The 19,899-nt window shown below is 66.6% G+C and carries 16 protein-coding genes; 12 read left to right on the plus strand and 4 right to left on the minus strand.

Going from position 1 to position 19,899, the window contains the following annotated elements; all coding sequences use genetic code 11:
* Positions 1-529: 529 nt before the first annotated feature.
* From BME24068_RS35200 to BME24068_RS32875, 3 genes are all read left to right on the plus strand, one after another.
* A complete protein-coding gene (locus BME24068_RS35200; RefSeq protein ID WP_239008091.1) occupies positions 530-1,285 on the plus strand; it encodes a hypothetical protein in 756 nt (251 codons plus the stop codon).
* Between the two features lie 163 nt (positions 1,286-1,448).
* The gene (locus BME24068_RS32870; RefSeq protein ID WP_174928572.1) at positions 1,449-2,561 is read left to right on the plus strand and encodes a porin; all 1,113 of its coding nucleotides are present in this window, start codon (positions 1,449-1,451) and stop codon (positions 2,559-2,561) included.
* Between the two features lie 10 nt (positions 2,562-2,571).
* Positions 2,572-3,624, plus strand: coding sequence for a nucleoside hydrolase (locus BME24068_RS32875; RefSeq protein WP_096507750.1), 1,053 nt, complete (start codon positions 2,572-2,574; stop codon positions 3,622-3,624).
* Between the two features lie 30 nt (positions 3,625-3,654).
* On the opposite strand, the gene BME24068_RS32880 is transcribed toward BME24068_RS32875, so the two are convergent.
* A complete protein-coding gene (locus tag BME24068_RS32880; RefSeq protein ID WP_096507749.1) occupies positions 3,655-4,566 on the minus strand; it encodes a LysR family transcriptional regulator in 912 nt (303 codons plus the stop codon).
* A 94-nt stretch (positions 4,567-4,660) separates the two neighbouring features.
* Here BME24068_RS32880 and BME24068_RS32885 point away from each other — a divergent pair, with 94 nt between their 5' ends.
* Together BME24068_RS32885 and add are read left to right on the plus strand one after the other, a co-directional pair.
* Positions 4,661-6,010 carry an NCS2 family permease gene (locus BME24068_RS32885; protein ID WP_174928573.1) on the plus strand — a complete coding sequence of 450 codons (1,350 nt, stop codon included), beginning with the start codon at positions 4,661-4,663 and terminating at the stop codon, positions 6,008-6,010.
* Positions 6,011-6,056: 46 nt separating this feature from the next.
* Entirely contained in the window at positions 6,057-7,157 is a 1,101-nt protein-coding gene (gene add / locus BME24068_RS32890) for an adenosine deaminase (protein WP_174928574.1), read from the plus strand.
* A gap of 35 nt (positions 7,158-7,192) precedes the next feature.
* Here add and BME24068_RS32895 read toward each other — a convergent pair whose 3' ends face one another.
* Positions 7,193-7,639 (minus strand): nuclear transport factor 2 family protein, encoded by a 447-nt coding sequence (locus BME24068_RS32895; RefSeq protein WP_096507746.1) that lies wholly within the window; start codon positions 7,637-7,639, stop codon positions 7,193-7,195.
* A gap of 272 nt (positions 7,640-7,911) precedes the next feature.
* Here BME24068_RS32895 and BME24068_RS35205 point away from each other — a divergent pair, with 272 nt between their 5' ends.
* A complete protein-coding gene (locus BME24068_RS35205; RefSeq protein WP_239008090.1) occupies positions 7,912-9,174 on the plus strand; it encodes a hypothetical protein in 1,263 nt (420 codons plus the stop codon).
* A gap of 92 nt (positions 9,175-9,266) precedes the next feature.
* Here BME24068_RS35205 and BME24068_RS32905 read toward each other — a convergent pair whose 3' ends face one another.
* Complete coding sequence (locus tag BME24068_RS32905; RefSeq protein WP_174928575.1) at positions 9,267-11,465, minus strand: penicillin-binding protein 1A; 2,199 nt, start codon at positions 11,463-11,465, stop codon at positions 9,267-9,269.
* Between the two features lie 57 nt (positions 11,466-11,522).
* Between BME24068_RS32905 and BME24068_RS32910 the strand changes: the two genes are divergently transcribed.
* From BME24068_RS32910 to BME24068_RS32935, 6 genes are all read left to right on the plus strand, one after another.
* On the plus strand, positions 11,523-11,969 hold the full coding sequence (locus BME24068_RS32910; protein WP_174928576.1) for a hypothetical protein: 447 nt from the start codon (positions 11,523-11,525) through the stop codon (positions 11,967-11,969).
* 9 nt (positions 11,970-11,978) lie between these two features.
* The gene (locus tag BME24068_RS32915) at positions 11,979-12,761 is read left to right on the plus strand and encodes a response regulator (protein WP_239008089.1); all 783 of its coding nucleotides are present in this window, start codon (positions 11,979-11,981) and stop codon (positions 12,759-12,761) included.
* 135 nt (positions 12,762-12,896) lie between these two features.
* On the plus strand, positions 12,897-14,003 hold the full coding sequence (locus BME24068_RS32920; protein ID WP_174928577.1) for a porin: 1,107 nt from the start codon (positions 12,897-12,899) through the stop codon (positions 14,001-14,003).
* 23 nt (positions 14,004-14,026) lie between these two features.
* Complete coding sequence (locus BME24068_RS32925) at positions 14,027-15,103, plus strand: porin (protein WP_174928578.1); 1,077 nt, start codon at positions 14,027-14,029, stop codon at positions 15,101-15,103.
* 220 nt (positions 15,104-15,323) lie between these two features.
* Positions 15,324-16,757 carry an outer membrane protein assembly factor BamB family protein gene (locus tag BME24068_RS32930; protein ID WP_203368178.1) on the plus strand — a complete coding sequence of 478 codons (1,434 nt, stop codon included), beginning with the start codon at positions 15,324-15,326 and terminating at the stop codon, positions 16,755-16,757.
* 837 nt (positions 16,758-17,594) lie between these two features.
* The gene (locus BME24068_RS32935; RefSeq protein ID WP_096507782.1) at positions 17,595-18,518 is read left to right on the plus strand and encodes a LysR family transcriptional regulator; all 924 of its coding nucleotides are present in this window, start codon (positions 17,595-17,597) and stop codon (positions 18,516-18,518) included.
* 139 nt (positions 18,519-18,657) lie between these two features.
* On the opposite strand, the gene pdxR is transcribed toward BME24068_RS32935, so the two are convergent.
* Positions 18,658-19,899 (minus strand): MocR-like pyridoxine biosynthesis transcription factor PdxR (gene pdxR, locus BME24068_RS32940; RefSeq protein WP_244962180.1); only part of this gene is annotated, 1,242 nt, incomplete at its 5' end.

Genomic DNA, 19,899 nt, shown 5'->3' on the forward strand with positions numbered 1-19,899 from the left:
GCTCCACCGCGAAGAGGCGTCGGCGCCGGGAATCTGCAAGGTCTGCGGCGTGTCGATGGCTCGCGCGGAAGATGCGCCGTTCGCCTTTGCGCGGCGGCCGGATCGGCCGATGGCTTCGATCTTTATGATGCTTTCCGACCTGACGCGGTGGCTGGTCAAGCCGCGTTGCCGTACCGTCGCAGTCGCCACGTGGCTCGCTGCAGCCCTCCCGATTTCCGTTCTTGTCGATCGGCCTGCGTTCGCCGCGTCCGACGTACCGTCGCCCACTGCTACGTCATCCTCATCAACTGCATCGCCGGCGTCGCCCGAACATGCGTCGTCCGGCGCATCGCCCGCTTCCGCTGCGCATCATGCAACGCCGGCGAGCGGGGCATCGGGTGCGTCGGCGGCCTCGGCAGCGTCCGCGGCAGCACCTGCGTCGGCGACGTCCGGCACGGCCGCGAGCGAAGCCGAGGCGCCCGCACCGACACCGCCGCGCCGGCATCCGCCGCTGTCGGCCGAGGAAGCGAAAGACGCAACCGCGCGCGCCATGGACATGCACAAGCGCTTCACGCAGGAAGTCACGCGACGCCTGAACGTGCCCGCGAACGAACAGCGCGCGTACGGCGAGCGGCTTCAGCAAGCACTCGCCGACGCGAATCTCGGTGATCTGGCCGGCGAATACATCGCCTTGGTCGATCGTGCACCGAACGTGCAGGCGCTGTTCATCTACTTCCGCGCAACGCCGTCCAGCGCGTGGCTGCTGATCGGTGCATCGCCGGTCGGCACGGGGCTGCCGGGCAAGTACGATCACTTCCTGACGCCGCTCGGCGTGTTCGACCATTCGCCCGACAACATGGACTTCCGCGCGGAAGGCACGACGAACGACAACGGCATCCGCGGCTACGGCAAGCGTGACATGCGCATCTACGACTTCGGCTGGGTCGACGGCGAGCGCGGCTGGGGCAAGGGCGGCAAGTCGCCGATGCGTTTCCAGATGCATGCGACCGACCCCGATCGTCTCGAGCCGCTGCTCGGGATCCGGCACTCGAAAGGCTGCGTGCGGATTCCGGCGTCGCTGAACATGTTCCTCGACCGGCACGGGATTCTCGACGACGATTACCAGGCGCGCGTCGAGGCCGGCAAGTCGCTGTGGGTGCTGCGGCGCGATCGCGACATCACGCCGATCGCCGGCCGCTATCTGGTCGTGATCGACAGCGCGCGCAAGACGCGCCCGGCATGGTCGCCAGCGCCGGGACGCCACGCGTGGTCGAAGTTGCCGAAGAGCGGCGACACGGCGGATTGACGGCAGCCGCTTCGCCTGCGCGGGAGGCCTCTAGATGAGAATAAATCCGTTTTATTGATATATAAGAAAACCAAACTTTTATTATCCGATCCGGGTTCGTATAGTCGTGTCCAGTTTCGCGGAACCCTGCCGCGCCTGGACTCTCACCGACCACACGACCCGCATGAAAACTCTTCACAAGCTCGCGCCGCTCGCGATGCTCGGCGCCTTCGCGACCCATGCCTGCGCGCAAAGCAGCATCACGCTGTACGGCCTCATCTCGGCAGGCGTCGGGTACGCGACGAACCAGGGCGGCAAGAACGCCTGGCAGGCGCTGTCCGGCACGAACCAGAACCCGCGCTGGGGGTTGAAGGGCAAGGAGGATCTCGGGCAGGGGGTGTCCGCGATCTTCCAGCTCGAGAACGGCTTCAACGTGATGACGGGCACGGCCGCGCAGAACGGCCGCGAGTTCGGGCGCCTGGCCTACGTCGGCCTCGCCGACCGCAGCTACGGGTCGCTGACGTTCGGCCGCCAGTACGATGCGATCCACGACTACATCGGGCCGGTGATCATCGCGAGCAACGGCGTGAACATCGGCGACAACGACAACGGCTACAACGACATCCGCGTGCAGAATTCGGTGAAGTACGTGAGCCCCGTGTACTACGGGCTGAAATTCACCGCGCTGTACGGCTTCAGCAACGCGACGGGCTTCGCGAACAACAGCGCATACAGCTTCGGCCTCGGCTACGAGCGCGGCCCGCTGCGCTGGAGCGCGGTCTATGCGCAGTACAACCATCCGTACAGCGGCTCGAATCCGGACGGCGCGATCGCGAACGACTATGCGTCGCCGCTCCTGATCTTCGCGAAGAGCGCGACGTCGCCGGCGGCGTTCGCGAGCCGGCAGCGCATCGCGGGCACGGGCGGTTTCTACACGATCGGCCGCGCGCAGTTCGCGGCGATGTTTACCGACGTGCGCTACGATTACCTCGACAATTCGCACCTGCATCTGCAGAACGTCGGCGTGAACATCGTCTACACGATGACGCCGCAGCTTTTCCTCGGCGCCGCGTATGCCTTCACGAACGGCAAGTACGACGTGATCGACAAGCGGCCGAGATGGCACCAGGTGAACCTGCAGGCCGATTACTACCTGTCCAAACGCACCGACGTCGCGCTGACCGTGATTGCCCAGCAGGCGGCAGGCGACGCGGATCATGCGCAGATCTTCGCGTACGCGCGCTCGACCGGCACGCGCCAGATGATGGCGACGCTCGGCGTCCGGCATGTCTTCTGAGAGCCCGACCATGACCCATCCGATTGCATCCCGCCGCACGTTCCTGAAACTGTCCGCCGCGCTGGCCGGCACGGCGCTGCTGCCCGAAGCCGGCGCGTTCGGGGCCGGCGGCGACGCCGCGCGGCGCACGGTGATCATCGACACCGACCCGGGGCAGGACGACGCCATCGCGATCCTGTTCGCGCTGGGCGCGCAGGACCGGCTCGACGTGCGCGCGCTGACCGCCGTGGCCGGCAACGTGCCGCTCGAGCTGACCGAACGCAATGCGCGGATCATCCGCGACTGGGCCGGCCGCACGAAGACGCTGCCGGTCCATGCGGGATGCCCGCGCCCGCTGGTGCGCGACCTCGTGACGGCCGCGAACGTGCACGGCAAGACGGGCCTCGAAGGCGTCGAGCTGCACGAACCGCGCGCGCCCCTTGCGGCCGGTCATGCGGTGTCGTACCTCGTCGATACGCTGAGCCATGCCGCGCCGAACAGCGTGACGCTGTGCGCGCTCGGCCCGTTGACCAACATCGCGACCGCGCTGGTCGAAGCGCCGCAGATCCGCGGCGCGTTGCGCGAAATCGTGCTGATGGGCGGCGCGTTCTTCGAGCGCGGCAACATCACGCCCGCCGCCGAGTTCAACATCTACGTCGATCCGCAAGCGGCCGAAGTCGTGTTCGCGAGCGGCGTGCCGATCGTCGTGCTGCCGCGCGACGTCGCGGTGAAGGCGCCGATCACGCCGGCGCGCGTCGCGCCGTTCCGCGCGCTCGGCAACCGCTGCGGCGCGATCGTCGCGGACATCATGGACGCGGAGCTGGCGTACAACAAGAAGCGGCGTGGCGTCGAGGACGGGCCGATGTACGACCCGACGGCGGTCGGCTATCTGGTCGATCCGACGCTGTTCGACGGACGCAAGGTGAACGTCGTCGTCGAGACGACCGGGCAGTGGACGCTCGGCGAAACGGTGGTCGACTGGAACGGCCGCAGCGGCCGCGCGGCGAACGCGACGTGGATCAACGAAGTCGACGCGGACCGTTTCTACGCGACGCTGGCCGAGCGCATCGCGAAGCTGCCCTGAACGTCGCGACGCGCTGCACGGCGAACCGGCTCAGATGTGTTTCTCGATCCATTCCCGGCAGGTGCGCACGTGCGGGCCGCGATCGTCGGCAGCGAGCGAGATCAGTGAAATCGCGCGCGTGACGCGCGGCTTCTCGATGCGCAGCGCGACGAGTTCGGGATCGTGCAGATGCATCGTGTAGAGGCTCGGCAGCACGACAGTGGCAAGGCCGTTGCGCGCGAGCGCGTACAGCGGCTCGGTGTACTCCATCCGGTACGCGACGTTCAGGCGCAGCTTCTCGGCGCCGCCGGTGCGATGCAGCGATTCGCTGACGCTGCCGCGCACGAACACGGCGAGTTCGCGATCGACGAGCTTCGCCCACGTGACGCTCTTCGCGTTCGCGAGCGGATCGTCGTGTCGCACGACGATCACGATCTCGTCTTCGAACAGCTGCTGGTAGTGCAGCGTGCCGTCGTCGCCGTCGGGTTCGCGCACGCCGATGCCGAGATCCGCGACGCCGTCGCGCACGGCTTCGACGAGCGCGCTGTTCGGCAAGTCGGTGAGCGTGAAGCGCAGTGTGGAATGCGTGCCGCGCAGCGCGTTGAGCGCCGGCAGCAGGCGGCCGGCGACCGACGGGATGAACGCGATGCGCACGGTCTGGATGCGTTCGCCGATGAGCCGCGTCATGTCGTCGAAGGTGCCGCGCGCCTGGTTCAGCAGACGCTCGGCGAGCGGCAGCACGGCAACGCCCGCGGTCGTCAGCGTGAGCCGGTGCGCGGAGCGGGCGAACAGGCGGCCGCCGAGCAGGAACTCGATCTGGCGGATCGACGCGGTCAGCGCGGGCTGCGTGAGCGACAGCGCCTGCGCGGCTTGCGTGAAGCTGCGCGCATGCGCAAGGACGACGAAGTGCTGGACTTGCCGCAGCGTGAGTGCGGGCAGCAGCGACGAGCGATCGGACGACATCGGAACGGTACGGTCGGGAGGCGGTACGCGGCAGTATAAGACCGCGCCGCGCGAACCGACACAGGACAATAATCGGAATCACAGGAGAACCACCATGTCAGCGACTGACACGATGCCGGCGCGTACGCCGGCCAACTGGCTCGAACGGCGCTTCGCGCTCGCCGCGCGCGGCACGAGCGTGCGCACCGAGACGATCGCGGGGATCACGTCGTTCCTCGCGGCGGCGTACCTGCTCGTCGTGATTCCGTCGCTGCTCGCGACCGGCGGAATGGACCGCGGCGCGGCAACCACCGCGACGATCATCGTGTTCGTGCTGTTCACGACGCTGATGGGGCTGTACGCGAACCTGCCGTTCCTGGTCGGCCCGGGCATCGGCGGCTCGGTGATCATCGGCGTGACGCTCGCGACGACCGAACACGTCGGCTGGCAGACGGGCCTCGGCATCGCATGCGTATCAGGCGTGCTGTTTTTCCTGCTGACGATCTTCGGCGCGCGCGGCGTCGTGATGCGGTTGATTCCGGTGCAGATCAAGCTCGGGCTCGGCGCGTCGATCGGCCTGTTCGTCACGATGCTCGGGCTGCGCAATGCGGGGATGGTCGTCGCGAATGCGAAGACCAACGCGTTCGCGCTCGGCGATTTCTCGCGGCCGGGCGCGCTCGTCGCGCTGATCGGCCTCGCGGTCGCTATTCTGCTGCAGGCGCGCAAGGTGCCCGGCGCGATCCTGATCGCGATTCTGGGTGCCGCCGCGGCCGGCGTGCCGCTGGGCGTCACGCATCTGCCGGCATCGTTCGTGTCGCTGCCGCACAGCATCGCGCCGATCGCGTTCAAGCTCGACATCCGCAGTGCGCTGACGCTCGCGGCCGCGCCGTACCTGTTCGCGTTCTTCGCGGCGGAATTCTTCTCGACGCTCGGCACCGCGCTCGCGGTCGGCGCGAAGGCGAACCTGCTCGACGAACACGGCAACCTGCCGAACATCAACCGGCCGTTCCTCGTCGATTCGCTCGCCGCGACGCTCGGCCCCGTGTTCGGCATTCCCGCGCTGACGGCGCTGATCGAATCGGCGGCGGGCGTCGAAGCCGGCGGGCGCAGCGGGTTGTCGTCGCTGGCGGCGGCCGTGCTGTTCGCCGCGATGCTGCTGTTCGTGCCGGTCGCGCTCGCGATTCCGAAAGAGGCGACCGCGCCGGCGCTGATCCTGATCGGGCTGTCGATGTTCGCGACGATCCGCCATACGCATTTCGACGACTTCACCGATGCGCTGCCCGTGATGTCGATGGTGCTGCTCACGCTGATGTCGAACAGCTTCGGCACCGGCATCGCCGGCGGGCTGCTGTGCTACGTGCTCGTCAAGCTGCTGGCGGGCCGCCGGCGTGACGTGCCGTGGGGGCTCGTCGTGCTCGCGCTGCCGCTCGGCTATTACTTCTGGACCGTCGTGAAGCCGCACTGAGGGGCTGCTCTCACGACGCATCGGCACTACCGCAAAAGAGACTCACATGAAGGCAACACCAGGTAACGTCCCGGCCGCGCGCACGGGCATCGAGATCACGCCGGCCCATCGGGCCTTCTTCCACGCGCTGCCGAAGGTGGAGCTGCATTGCCACCTGCTCGGCGCGGTGCGGCACGACACGTTCGTCGCGCTCGCGGCGCGCAGCGGCGCGCCGATCGAGCGCGCGGAGATCGACGCGTTCTATGCGCGCGGCGAGAAGCCGGTCGGCGTGCTGCACGTGCTGCGCGCGCTCGACAAGTATTTGCTCACGCGGCCCGACGACCTGCGGCGCATCGCGTACGAGTATCTGGAGGATGCGGCCGCACACAACGTTCGGCATGCGGAATTCTTCTGGAATCCGACGGGCACGGTGCGCGTTTCGGGCATTCCGTATGCGGACGCGCAGGCCGCGATCGTGACCGCGATTCGCGATGCCGCGCGCGACTTCGGGATCGGCGCATGCCTGATCCCGAGCATCGATCGCGAGCAGGACCCGGACGAAGCGGTCGCGATCGTCGAATGGATGAAGGCGAATCGCGCGGATGAAGTCGCGGGGATCGGGATCGACTATCGCGAGAACGACCGGCCGCCGGAGTTGTTCTGGAAGGCGTATCGCGACGCGCGCGCGGCCGGCTTCCGCACGACCGCGCATGCGGGCGAGTTCGGGATGCCGTGGCGCAACGTCGAGACGGCCGTCGACCTGCTGCACGTCGATCGTATCGATCACGGCTATACGATCGTCGACAACCCCGAGCTGTGCGCGCGCTACGCGGAGCGCGGGATCGTCTTCACGGTCGTGCCGACGAATTCGTACTACCTGCGCACGCTGCCGCCGGAGCAATGGGCGGAACGGCATCCGATGCGCAAGATGCCGGGGCTCGGGCTGAAGATCCATCCGAACACCGACGATCCGACGCTGCACAAGGTGAATCCGTCGGAAGCGTGGGAGCTGATGTTCAGCCACTTCGGCTTCACGGTCGCCGACCTGAAGCAATTCATGCTGAACGGGATCGACGGCGCGTGGGTCGACGACGCGACGAAGGCCGCGTGGCGCGCGGCGTGGGCGCCGGAATTCGACGCGCTGGCCGCGACGCTCGCGGCGGGCTGAGCGCGCGTTGTGCGCGGTAACCGCCGGTCGGCGCGTCAGCCGGCCGGCGAATCGTTCAGGTGGTAACGCAGGTCGCCCGCGAAATCGAACAGCGTGTAGTCGCGGAACGCGAAGCGCCACGCGCCGTCGACGCGCTCGAACGCGTCGTGATACCGGCCTGCCGCGATCGGTTGCAACGCCAGGCCGTCGGCGGCCTGCAGCACCGTGTAGTACGAGCGGGCCGTCGCGCGCTGCGCGGCTTCGTCGATCTCGATGATCGGATTCGTAATCACGTGCTTTGTGCGTGGCGTGCCGCACGCGTGGCGCTTGACGCGCGCATCGAACAGTTCGAGCAGTTTGTCCGCGCCGATCGTCGGCGCATCTTCCGCGACCTTGATCCGCGCATGCCGGAACAGTGCCGCCATGCCCGGCAGGTCGCCAGCGTCGAGCAACTCCGCGTAGCGGTACAGCAGGTTCGCGATCTCGACAGCGCTCGCGTTCATGCAGCCTCCGGCATCGATGGATGACGACGGCGATGGTGCGCGGCGTGCGGCTCTTCCGCTTCGTCCAGGTGGACTATGGCGGCACATCGACCGATCGCGAAGGCTGCTTCGCACGCGTCCCGCCATCTCCTCGCACCGCTCTGCGTCGCGGGCTGGCATACACCGGTCGCGTTCGCTATATTGGCGTCCGGCGGCGACTCGATCGCGCTGCCGCCGCCGCGCGCGCCCGCGCCGGCATTCCGACAACAATTCGAACCTCGAGAGGCCCTGCCGTGCGCATTCCCGTTTTCTGTCTGATGATGTTCGTGTCGCTGTCCGCGCGTGCCGCCAGCGGCTGCGACGGCCTGCTCGGCGACTATGCGCCGGCCGCCGGCAAGCCCGCGACCATGCGGGTCGAGAAGGTGGGCGGCGACATCGTGCTGCGCATGCGCGACGCCGGCCGGTGGAGCGTCGAAACCGCCCCGACGCACGTCGCGGAACTCGATATGGATGGCCCGCAGAAGCCGCCTGCCGACGCATGCATACTCGACGTGCCGGGCGGCGAACTGATCAGGATGCCGATCGGCTCGCCGTATCAGGTCACGTCGGTCACGGGCAGCAATTTCACGACGAAGCATTCGACCACGGGCGTGCTGTTGCGGATGGAGCAGGGCTTCCAGGTCGACGGCATCGAGCTGTATCCGGTCGCGCGCGGCGGCGATTCGCCGCCGCCCCCCGCGAAGGCGGTGCCGGGCCGCGAGATCGCCGGCACGGGGCCGTGCCCCGGCTATCATGCACCCGACATGAGCCAGGCGGACTTCGACGGGCTGCCGGATCGCGTGCGCAAATACTTCGCTGGTCTCGACCCGGTGCAGCAGCGCGAATTCGTGTGCGGGCAGACGCTCGACCAGATCGTCGGCGACGGCGTGTCGTCGAACGACGCGAAGACCGTCGATTCGATGTGGCGCTGGCTCGACGTGATGCTGCATGCGCATCAGGTGCCGCGCGACGAGCACGGCAGCGACGATCGCTGGCGCGTGGCCGGCCAGTTGCTGCACGCCAACCGTTCGAATGCCGATGCCAAGGCGTCGCCGGACCACGCGCGCCGGCAGGCGCTCGTGCTGGACCTGCTGGTGCCGAACCTGCCGCCGCCCGACACGCTGCGCGACGGGCGCGAGGATCAGGCGAGCGATCTCGCCTCCGAACTCGTGAAACTGCCGGAAGCCGATGCGCTCGCCGCGCTCGGCAAGCTGCACGCGAGCGGCGCGCTGAGCTGGCAGATCCACGACAACAATCCGTACCACCTCGCCGACGCCGCGTTGTCCGACGCGTTGAATCCGCCCGTGTCGGCGTCGGTGTTCGCGTTGCTCGTGAAGGATACGAACCCGGTGGTGCTGCAGAGCGATACGCTGCTTCGCGGCGAGGTGATTGAGCATCACGTCGAGGGGGTGCGACGGCTGTTGGGCGCCGGCGTGAAGCCGACCGCGAAGGTGCTGGCCGATGCGGGCGACGATCCGGAGATGCTGCGGCTGCTGAAGGCGGCGGCCGCGCGCTGACGCGATGCCATTGCGCGACGACGCGACGACGCGTCGATGTCGATGAATCGACGAATCGCAAGGCCGGCATGATCCGCCGGCCGGCTTCACGATCAACGGAAAATCTTCAGCCAGTCGAACAACCCCGGGTGCGGCCGCCGCTTCGGCACGCTTGCCGGTGCGCTGCGCGGCCGGAAGTCCGGCGAGAACTGCGCATGCGGATCGATCGCGCGCGCACGCAGCGCCGTCTCGTAGAACGAGCCGACGATCGGCAACGCGCTGTGCGCGCCCGCCCCCCAGTAGTTGCTGCGCAGCGTCACGCTGCCGTCGTCGAAGCCGACCCACGCGCCGGCCACCAGTTGCGGATGCATCAGGATGAACCAGCCGTCCGTGTTGTCCTGCGTCGTGCCGGTCTTGCCCGCGACGTCGACGCGAATGCCGTAGCGCGAGCGGATGTCGGCGCCGGTCCCGTAGTCGACGACACCGCGCATCACGTCCACCAGCGTCTGGGCCGCGGCCGCCGGCAGCGCGCGTTCGGGCGGCGCGCTGCCGAATGCGGCGAGCACCTTGCCGTTGCGATCCTCGATGCGCGTGATCATCTGCGGCGCGACGTACACGCCGCGGTTCGCGATGGTCCCGTACGCGGACACCATTTCCTTCAGCGTGACGGGGCTCGTCCCGAGCGCGAGCGACGGCACCGCGTCGAGCGGGCTGTCGCGCACGCCCATCGCGCGCGCGAGCTGCGCGACCCGGGCCGCGCCTTCGCGCTGCATCACCTGTGCGGTGATGCGGTTGCGCGACAGGGCCAGTGCGTCGCGCAGCGTCATCGGCGCGTCGGTTGGCGGCTCGGCATCGGTCGGACGCCATACCGCGTGCGCGTCGACCGGGATCGCGACGGGGCGATCGACGAACGTATCGCCGGGCCGCATCCCGTCCGCGAACGCGGCGCCATAGACGAACGGCTTGAACGTCGAGCCCGGCTGGCGCCGTGACTGCACGACGTGGTCGAACGGCTCGCTGCCGAAATCGGGGCTGCCGATCCACGCGCGAATCGCGCCGTTGCGCGGATCGATCGCGACGAAGCCGGCCTGCACCTGCGTCTTGCGCTCGCACAGCGCGCGCATGAACGTGCGATTCGCGCCGAGCTGCTTCAGTGCCGCCGCATCGGCGAGCCCAGCATCGCGCGCCGCGCGATAGTCGGGCGTCTGCCGGATGAAGCCGCGGAACAGGTCGTTGCGCAGGCCGCAGCCGGACGGGCCGCGCCATGCGCTGTCGGCGATCGCCTGCAGCCGTTCGGTCTGCCGGGTCAGCGCTTGCGTCGCCATCTCTTGCAGCCGTGCATCGAGCGTGGTGTACACGACGAGGCCGTCCGAGTAGAGGTCGTAGTTGTTGCGGTCGGCCCATGCGATCAGCCACTTGCGCAACTGCACCGCGAAGTGCGGCGCGGGGCCCGGCTGGGCGGTCTGCGGCTCGAAGTCCACGCGCAGCGGCCGGCGCTGCAATTGCGCGAGCTGCTGCGGCGACAGCATCCCCATCGCGGCCATCCGGCCGAGCACGATGTTGCGGCGCTGGACCGCGCGCTCCGGATTGAGCACCGGGTTGTAGTAGCTGTTGCCCTTCAGCATCCCGACGAGCGTCGCGCTTTCCACGATGTCGAGCTGGTCGGCCGATTTGCCGAAATAAGTGCGTGCGGCCATTTCGACGCCGTACGCGTTGTACAGGAACGGCACGGTGTTCAGGTAGGTCTCGAGGATCTCGTCCTTGCTGTACACCGTCTCGATCTTGAACGCGGTGATCAGCTCCTTCACCTTGCGCGTGAGCGTCGGCGCGCGGCCGACTTCGTCCGGATACAGGTTGCGCGCGAGTTGCTGCGTGATCGTCGAGCCGCCCTGGCGGCTGCCGGAGAACGTATGGAGCCCGGCCGCGAGCGTGCGGCGCCAGTCGATGCCGTGATGCGCATAGAAGCGGTGGTCCTCGGTCGCGATCAGCGCGTCGACCATGTGCGGCGAGATCTGCTTGAGCGGCACCCATTCGCGATTGACGGGCCGGAACTCGGCGATCAGCTGGCCGTCGGCCGACAGTACGCGTGCGGGGCGGTCGATGCGCGCCTTGCGGATGTCGCCGATGCTCGGCGTGAACGGCACGAACGCGAGCAGGACCAGCAGGCCGAGCACCGGTATCGCGGCGAGCGTCAGCGCGATGCCACGGCGCGTCGGATGGCGCAGGCGATGCCACGCGCCGGCACCCAGCGCGCGGGCGCCGTCACGGCAGCGAAGCCACAGGTTGCGAAGAAACGGCACGAAGCGATTCACGGCGGCAGCAGCGCGGTCGGAAAAGGCGCGATCCTAGCAAACCGGGCAGCGTCGCCTGTGGCCAAAAAGCCCGTTTGCTTGCAGGATTTACAGACGATTACGTTTGTTGCCCGCGGACAACCTTTTGCCGCGCGCACGGCCGCGATTCCGCCGACGAATCGCGGCCGGCCAGCTCCGTACGCGCCGCAGCTTCATGGTGTTGGCCGGAATGCCGGGAATGCCGGGAATGCGGTCGCCAGATCGGACGACGATGTTGCCGTTCGTGTCGGCACTCGAATGATTCGAACCGGTTTCGATGAAGGTCGATTCGTGAGCCGCATGTTGCTCGCGCCGCTGCTGACGAACGGTATGTCGTCGGGGCGTATCGGACACCAGGCCGCGACGTTCCAGGTCGTCGCCGAGCCGATGCGTCCGCGGGCGCCGATTTCAACGGTTCTGACTATCATGGACCGGAGGCGAAATATTACGTTTTCCTTCGTTTTTCATGAAAATGAAATGAATTAGAAAGGATAAATGGAATGGATGCATTTCCATAATCTGCATTTCCGGCCGGGAAAAAACGGGGCAAGATTGCAGTGCTCAGTGACGTGTCGACGAAACGCGCACACGTCGGACATTTCGATACACGAGGCCCGCCACGTGCCCCCACGCATTTCCATTTTGCTCGTTGACGACCATGCGGTTGTGCGTGAAGGCTACAAGAGACTGATCGCGTTCGAATCGGACCTTTACGTATGCGGTGAAGCCAGGACTGCGGCAGAGGCCTATCACGCGTTCTGCTCGCTGCGGCCCGATGTGGTCGTGATCGATGTGTCGCTGCTGGGCCCGAGTGGCATCGAGGCCATCCGTCGCATGCTCGCGCGCGAGCGCGCGGCGCATATCCTGATATTCAGTGTCCGTGAGGAAGCGATTTTCGTGCGCCGCGCGCTCGCCGCGGGGGCGCTCGGTTACGTGACCAAGTCCAGTGCACCCGACGTGCTTGTCGATGCGGTTCGCGCAGTGGCGCACGGCCGTCGATTCCTGAGTCCCGACGTCGCACAGGCGCTGCACGCGAGTGATGCGTTTCGGGAAGGACAAGTCGGCAGCGCGCTTTCGGCGCGCGAGTTCGAGGTGATGGGATTGCTCATCCAGGGGTATACATTGCTCGCCATCGCCGAGCAACTCGGCATCAGCCGGAAGACCGTGGCCAACCATCAGTCGACGCTCCGCCAGAAGTTCGGCGCGGACAACAGCGTACAACTCGCTCGCATAGCAAGCCGGTTCGGTCTGCCGTTTCAACCGGCGCCAGGCAGTTGATCCCGGATCGGGCTTGTCAGCGGAAGCGTGCCGCTCATTATTAGCAATGCAAAATGAATCGAACGATGATCCGTCGTCGACGATAGCGATATAAATATGGGATGAATGCCGGGGCGGCTTTCATCGGAGAGCGCGATGAGAAAGAGAATCTCGGTGGCGGTGTTGTTGGGGGGGCTCATGCCGGCCGCGTGGGCACAAACGAGCGTGACGCTGTATGGCCGCGTCGACGCGGGGCTCGAGTACCTGAACCACGTCACGACGGCACCGGGTCGAACCGGCACGCGCTTCAGCGCAGAGGGGGGCGACTGGGGCACGAGCATGCTGGGGCTGCGCGGCAACGAGGATCTGGGCGGTGGATTGTCCACGGTATTCAATCTCGAAACCGCGCTGCAAACGATGAACGGTACGACGGGAGGCGGACGGCTCTTTTCGAGGCGCGCCTACGTCGGACTGAAAGACGATACGTGGGGGCAACTCCAGGCCGGGCGCAACCTGTTCATCGATAGCGACGGCGTGTGGGCGTTCGACCCGTTCGTGCAGCAGGCGGTGTCGTCGGCATCCCTCGTGCGCGGACGCAACTGGCAGCAGACCAGCAATAACGTGGAATACCACAGCCCGGTTTTCCACGGCTTCGACGTGCAGGCGCAATACGCGTTCGGTAATCAGGCGAGCAGCTTCAACAATGGTGCGTCGGGCGAGTTCGGCCGCTCGGACGGCGTCATGCTGACGTACCGCTCGCCGTATTTCGACGTCCGCGGCATGTACGACGAACTGCGCGATTCGACCGGCAAGTTCACCAATGTCTTCACGAGCTCCCGTGAATATTTCGTCGGCGGAAACGTGCGGATCCAGAAGTTCACGATTCAGACCGCCTGGACGCACTATTCGGCGCCGGACACGCCGGCCGGCCTCGCGGACAACGCGGATCACTTCTGGCTCGGTGCGACGTGGCAGGCGAATTCCCGCTGGTCGGTGACGGGCGCGGGCTACTACGTTCGCGTGCGCAGCGGCAGCGGCGATGCGACGCACGATCCTGCCGGCCATGCGACGCTGTACGCGCTCGGCACGACCTACAACCTGAGCAAGCGCACCTTCCTTTACGGCACGGTGGGTTATGTGCGTAACGGGAGTCACTCGGATTTTTCGGTATTCGCGACTCCGCTGGGCACGACGCCGACCACCAATCCGCTCGACGGCGAATCGCAGGTCACGACGTATGTCGGCGTGATGCACACGTTCTGAAACGATAGATGAAGACAGTATCGATGATCGGCGTCAAGCGGTTCCGGCAGCGGCGCAGCGGCGCTCGTCCGGTTTTTCGACAACGGGCGCGGGCGTGCGGTGCGCTGGGCGCCTTGCTCGTTGCTCCGTCTCTCGCGTGGGCGCAGGCATCCGTGACCTTGTACGGTGTCATCGATACGAGTATCGAGATCACGAACCCCGGGGCGGGATGGGCGGCGCGGATGGACTCGGGTGCGTATCGCGGTTCGCGGATCGGCTTGCGCGGCAGCGAGCCGATCGGCGGCGGGACGAACATGCTGTTCGTGCTCGAGAACGGATTTGGCGCGACCAACGGCACGCTCGATACGGCGGGCACGCTGTTCAACCGCCAGGCCTGGATCGGTGCGGGCGGCCCCTGGGGGGAAATGCGCGTCGGACGGCAATATTCGCCGATCTATATCCCCTTCAAAGGCGGGATCGATGCATTCGGCGCGGGAACCATTGCGTCCGGGTTGAACAACTTCTCCAAGATCACCCCCTACGCGAGTAATGCGATCACCTACCTGTCACCGAAAATCGCGGGCTTCGACGCAACGGTGATGATGTCGCTGCGTGCGGCGAGCGACAACGACGGCAACGGGCTCGCGGGCAACTTCGAAACAGTGTCGTACCAGTACGGGCCGGTGCGGCTCGCTTACGGGCATCAGCAAACGCACGGCAGCGGCGCATTGCGGGCGAATCTCGCCGGCGCGTCGTATCGCATCGACAAAACCACCTTGTTTGCGGACTGGTTCAATGCGTCGGGCGGCAATGCGCCGGTTTATCACAACGACGGTTTTGCGGTATCGCTGCGCTACGCGTTCGCGCCGAATCTCGATGCGTCGCTCGGCTATGCGTACGTGCGCGACCGTTCCGGAACGGACAACAACGCGGACCAGTTCAGTGCGATGTGCGATTACAGGCTGTCAAAGACGTTGCAGTTCTACGCGAGTGCAGGCTGGTTGCGTAATCGTAACAACGCGACCTTCACGCTGCGTGGCGTCAACGTAACCGGGCTTCCGCCATCGTGGCCCGGCTCGCTGGTGCGCGGCGTACAGATCGGCATGATCGATCGTTTTTGAATGCGATGACTCACCAAAGTGAGCACAGTGGCAAGGCTGGGATTTTCTATCGCTGTCTTATGGAGAACTGAAAATGATACGAGTGTTGAACAGGCAAGACGCAGATCGGCGCGCTTCGCCGCTATCCTGGCGCACCCCGGCTATCGCGACGGCCGTCGCTCTCGTGAGCAGCCTCGTCGCTGCGGCTCCCGCTGCCGCCCAAAGCGCGGGAGACTGGCCGATGGGCGGGCAGAATCTGCACAATACCCGCAGCGCCGCGGGCGAACGCGCGATCGGCCTGAACAACGTGGCCAAACTGGCGCCGCGCTGGTCGGTCGATACGGACGGTAACGTGTCCGCTACGCCGACGGTCGTCGCCGGCGTCGTCTATGTGCCCGACTTCGGCGGCTCGCTATGGGCCGTCGATGCCGCGACCGGACAGGTCAAGTGGCACAGGAAGGTCAGTGACTACAGCGAGATTCCCAACGATGCGTCGCGTACCAGCCCTGCGTACTGGAAAGGCACGCTGGTGATCGGCCAGGGCACGCAGCTCGCCAACAATCCGAGCGGCGCCTACATGCTGGGCATCAAGGCCGAAGACGGCGCGCCGCTGTGGCGCACGCAGGTCGACACGGACAAGTCGGCCATCATTACGAGTTCGCCGGTTATCGACAACGGGATCGTCTACGTCGGCGTATCGTCTCGCGCCGAGGCGTTGAAGGAGACGCCCCGGTATCGCGGCAGCGTCGTGGCGCTCGACGCGACGAGCGGCAAGCTGTTGTGGAAGACGTACATGGTTCCGGAGGGTTACACCGGCGGTTCGGTCTGGGGCAACACGCCGGTCGTCGATCGTGAAACCGGCTTGCTGTACGTGACCACGGGCAACAACTTTACCGTTCCGGAAGGAGTGTGCCGGTATCCGGGGCAAGAGAAGTGCAAGGCAGCCGTACCGGACAATCATATCGACAGTTTCGTTGCATTGAACCTGAAGACAGGCAAGATCGCGTGGGCCACCCGTACGCTGGCCGCCGACATGTCGACGAACTACGACCACGACGACGGCCCGGACTACGATTTCGGCTCGGGGCCGAACCTCTACACGACGACCATCGGCGGCCGCAAGCGCACATTGCTCGGTGCCGGCCAGAAGAGCGGAGTCTACTGGGCGCTCGAGCCGAAGACGGGCAAGGTCGTCTGGCATACCCAGGTCGGCCCCGGCAGCCTGCTCGGCGGCATGCTGTGGGGAACGGCTGCTGACGGCAAACGCATCTACGTGTCGATCGGCAACCTGAATCACGAGTCCGTCGCAGTCAATTCGCCCGCGGGGACGAAGACGACCAAGGGCGGTATCTGGGCCGCGGTTGACGCTGCAACCGGCAAGGTGCTCTGGCGCACCGCGGATCCGCAGCAGATGATGGACACCGTTGCGATGTCCGAGGCTAACGGCGTGGTGTATGCGGGTTCGCTGGCGGGCAGCGGCGCCAACATGTATGCACTCGATGCGTCGACCGGCGAAATCAAGTGGAGCTTCGAGAGCGGCGGCGCCGTCGTGTCCGGTGCCGCGATCGTCGACGGTACGGTCTACTGGGGATCCGGTTATCACACCAAGATTCTCGGGCTGCCGTATGCCGGCGACAACCACAAGCTTTACGCGTTTTCGGTAGCGAAGCAGTAAATCGCCGTTGCCGGGTGTCGCGAGTCCACCCGCGCGAGCCGATATCCGCGCTCGGATACGAGCGCGGCATCGTCAGTGCGGGTGGCGAGCCGACGCCGGCGCGCCGATTGCGTAAAACCCGCGAGAAGCGACGGGAGCGCGGGTGCATGATGCGGGGCTCGTCGATCACCGACTGGTGACGCGCACAGCTCCGTCGATCCCCTGGAAACGTGGCGAGCGTTTGCACGAACGCGAGAGAACTCGTCGCGCACGAAGTGCAAGCGCTAATTCGAATCGGTTCAATTCCGTTTCTTCGGTGTTATTTCGACACGAATACGTGTCAAATGTGTCGGCGCGGCTACCGTAATGCCAGCGCAATGCGCACCGGGCGTTCATTGTTCGCACGATCGAGGCCGGTCTCCCATTTTCCGATTCAAAGGACTGCACTCTTCATGAGCAATCGGAAACATGAATTACCCACTCCGAAGAATAGCCAGCCGATCTTCATCAATCAGCACCCGCAGGCGGCGCTCGCGGATATGCCTGTGAAATAAGCGCCGGGTATCGGGCGCGGTCGTGTTGAACTCGCCAATTGCCGACGCTGTCCCCACACGTCGTTGATCGAGTGCGAACGCTCGAGCGTAGTGACGTGTCCGTTGAAAAGAATGAGATCGAGCGTGAAACAGGTTGCGCTCGCAAGCATTTCCTCACGTGACGAGTATTCGAAAGACGACTCGATGAGCGCGATCGCCTGCGCGTCAATCAGCATGACGAGCCGGCCGGCAAGTGCAGTCGACGACTGCGTTTGGATCGTGCCGGCCAGCGCGCAGGCACACAACCATCGATTCCATTTCCATGATGCAACACCTTCCTGATCTCGACGCCTGGGCCATCTTCGCGCGCGTCGCGGAAACCGGCTCGTTCGCAAAAGCCGCCGAGCTGATCGGCACGTCGCAGTCGACCGTATCGAAGGCCATTGCACGCCTCGAGAACCGGCTCGGCACCATGCTGCTGTACCGGACGTCGCGCAGGCTGTCGCTGACTCCGACGGGCGATCTGCTGCGCGACCGTGCGATCCGGCTGCTCGCGGATGCCGAGTTCATCGAGAACGAGGCATCCGCTCAGGCGCTGGAGCCGCATGGCCTCGTGCGCGTGAATGCGCCGATGTCGTTCAGTCTCCGGTATCTCGCGCCGGTGCTTCCGGCGTTTCTCGAGCGCTACCCGAACGTCGACGTCGATCTCATGCTGAGTGACCATCTGATCGACGTCGTTCCGGGCGGCTTCGACGTCGCGATCCGGATTGCCGAACTGAACGATTCGACGCTGCGCTTTCGCAGGCTCTGCGCGGTCCGCCGGCCGCTCGTCGCTTCGCCGGCCTATCTGGACCGGTATGGACGTCCGGCTCACCCGCGCGATCTCGAGCGGCATGTCTGCTTCACCTACACGAATCTGCCGACGTCTGGTTGCTGGCGGTTTCGGCACACCGCGTCGGGTGACAAATTCTCGGTAGCGGTGAACGGACGCATCCGCACCAACAACGCCGACGTGATCCTGCCCGCGCTGGTTGCCGGGCACGGCCTCGCGCTGCAGCCCGAATTCCTGGTCGTCGATGCGCTGCGGCATGGCGAACTCGAGGAAGTGATGCACGACTGGCGAATCGCCGACATCAACGTGAACCTTGTGACGCCGCCCGGCATGCTGCGTACCGCGCGCGTCGCGGTGCTGCTCGACTATCTCGCCGACCATTTCACGACCGCCCCCTGGGAGCCGCCCGTGCGCTGAACATCCTGCTGCGTGCGTGCCGACGTTGCGGGCGCTCTGAGTCATGGCGTCACGCGCCCCGGAGCGGCGGCACGAAGCGGGGCAACGCGGCAGGGGCGCGGATGGTCCCGGCACACGACACACGTGCGCCGACCACCTTTTACGGCTTGCGCGGCCGCGACTGCGCTGACGAAACCACCTCCGCGAGCCGCTGCGCGGCCGCCTCCATGCGTTCGCGATCGAACCCGCCGAAGCCGAGCACGAGCCCCGGCCGCGCGGTGCCCGGCGCAAACATCGGCGACACGGCGCGCACCGCGACGCCTGCTTGCGCGGCGCGCGCGACCACGTCGAGATCGTCGATCCCTTCGGCGAGCCACAGCACGACGTGCATCCCCTGATCGCCCGGCTGCACCCACGCGCGTTCGCGCGGCAGCCGCGCGCCGAGCGTGTCGATCAGCAGCGCGCGCTGTGCCGCATAGACGCCGCGCACGCGGCGAATGTGGCGGTCGAGATGCCCTTCGGCGATGAAGGCGGCGAGCACGTGCTGGTCGGCCGTCGGCGCATGGCGGTCCATCAGCACGCGCGCGCCGCAGAACGCGGGCACGAGATCGTCGGGCACGATCACGTAGCCGAGCCGCAACGACGGAAACAGAATCTTGCTGAACGTGCCGAGATACACCACGCGCTCGGGATCGAGTCCCTGCAGCGACGGGAACGGATAGCCTTCGTAGCGCAGCTCGCTGTCGTAATCGTCTTCGACCACCCATGCGCGATGCGTGCGTGCCCACGCGAGCAGTGCATTGCGGCGCGCCATGCTCATCGGCATGCCGAGCGGGTACTGGTGCGACGGCGTGACGAATGCGGCGCGCGCGTTCGGCGCGAGCCGGATGCCGGCTTCGACGTCGATGCCGTCGGCGTCGACCGGCACGCGGACCATCGCGTCGCGCCGGCCCGTGCTTTCGAGCAGCGCGGTAATGCCGCGATAGGCCGGATTCTCGACCCATGCGCAATCGTCCGCGCCGAGCAGCACCTGGCTCGCGAGGTGCAGCCCCTGCTGCGTGCCGCTCGTGATCACGACCTGATCGGCGCTGCAGCGTACCGAGCGCGAGCGGCGCACGTAGTCGGCGATCGCTTCGCGCAGCGGCAGCGCGCCTTGCGGATCGGTATAACCGGACGGGGCACCGGCGCCGCGGGCGCGCAGGCGGTTGCCGAGCCGGCGCCAGATGTCGTCGGGCGCGGTGAGCCCGATGGGCACCGAGATCGCGAACGGCACGGCCGGCAGCGGACGGAATTCGCGGGCGATCCGCGCGAAGGTCGCGGCCGGCTCGGGCAGGCCGGTGGGCGCCGGCGGGGGGCGTACGGCCGTGCGCGCGGGTGCGGCCGGCGGCGGTGACGCGGCGAG

It is taken from the genome of Burkholderia anthina, from assembly GCF_902498995.1.
In the GTDB taxonomy this organism is placed as follows: Bacteria; Pseudomonadota; Gammaproteobacteria; order Burkholderiales; family Burkholderiaceae; genus Burkholderia; species Burkholderia anthina.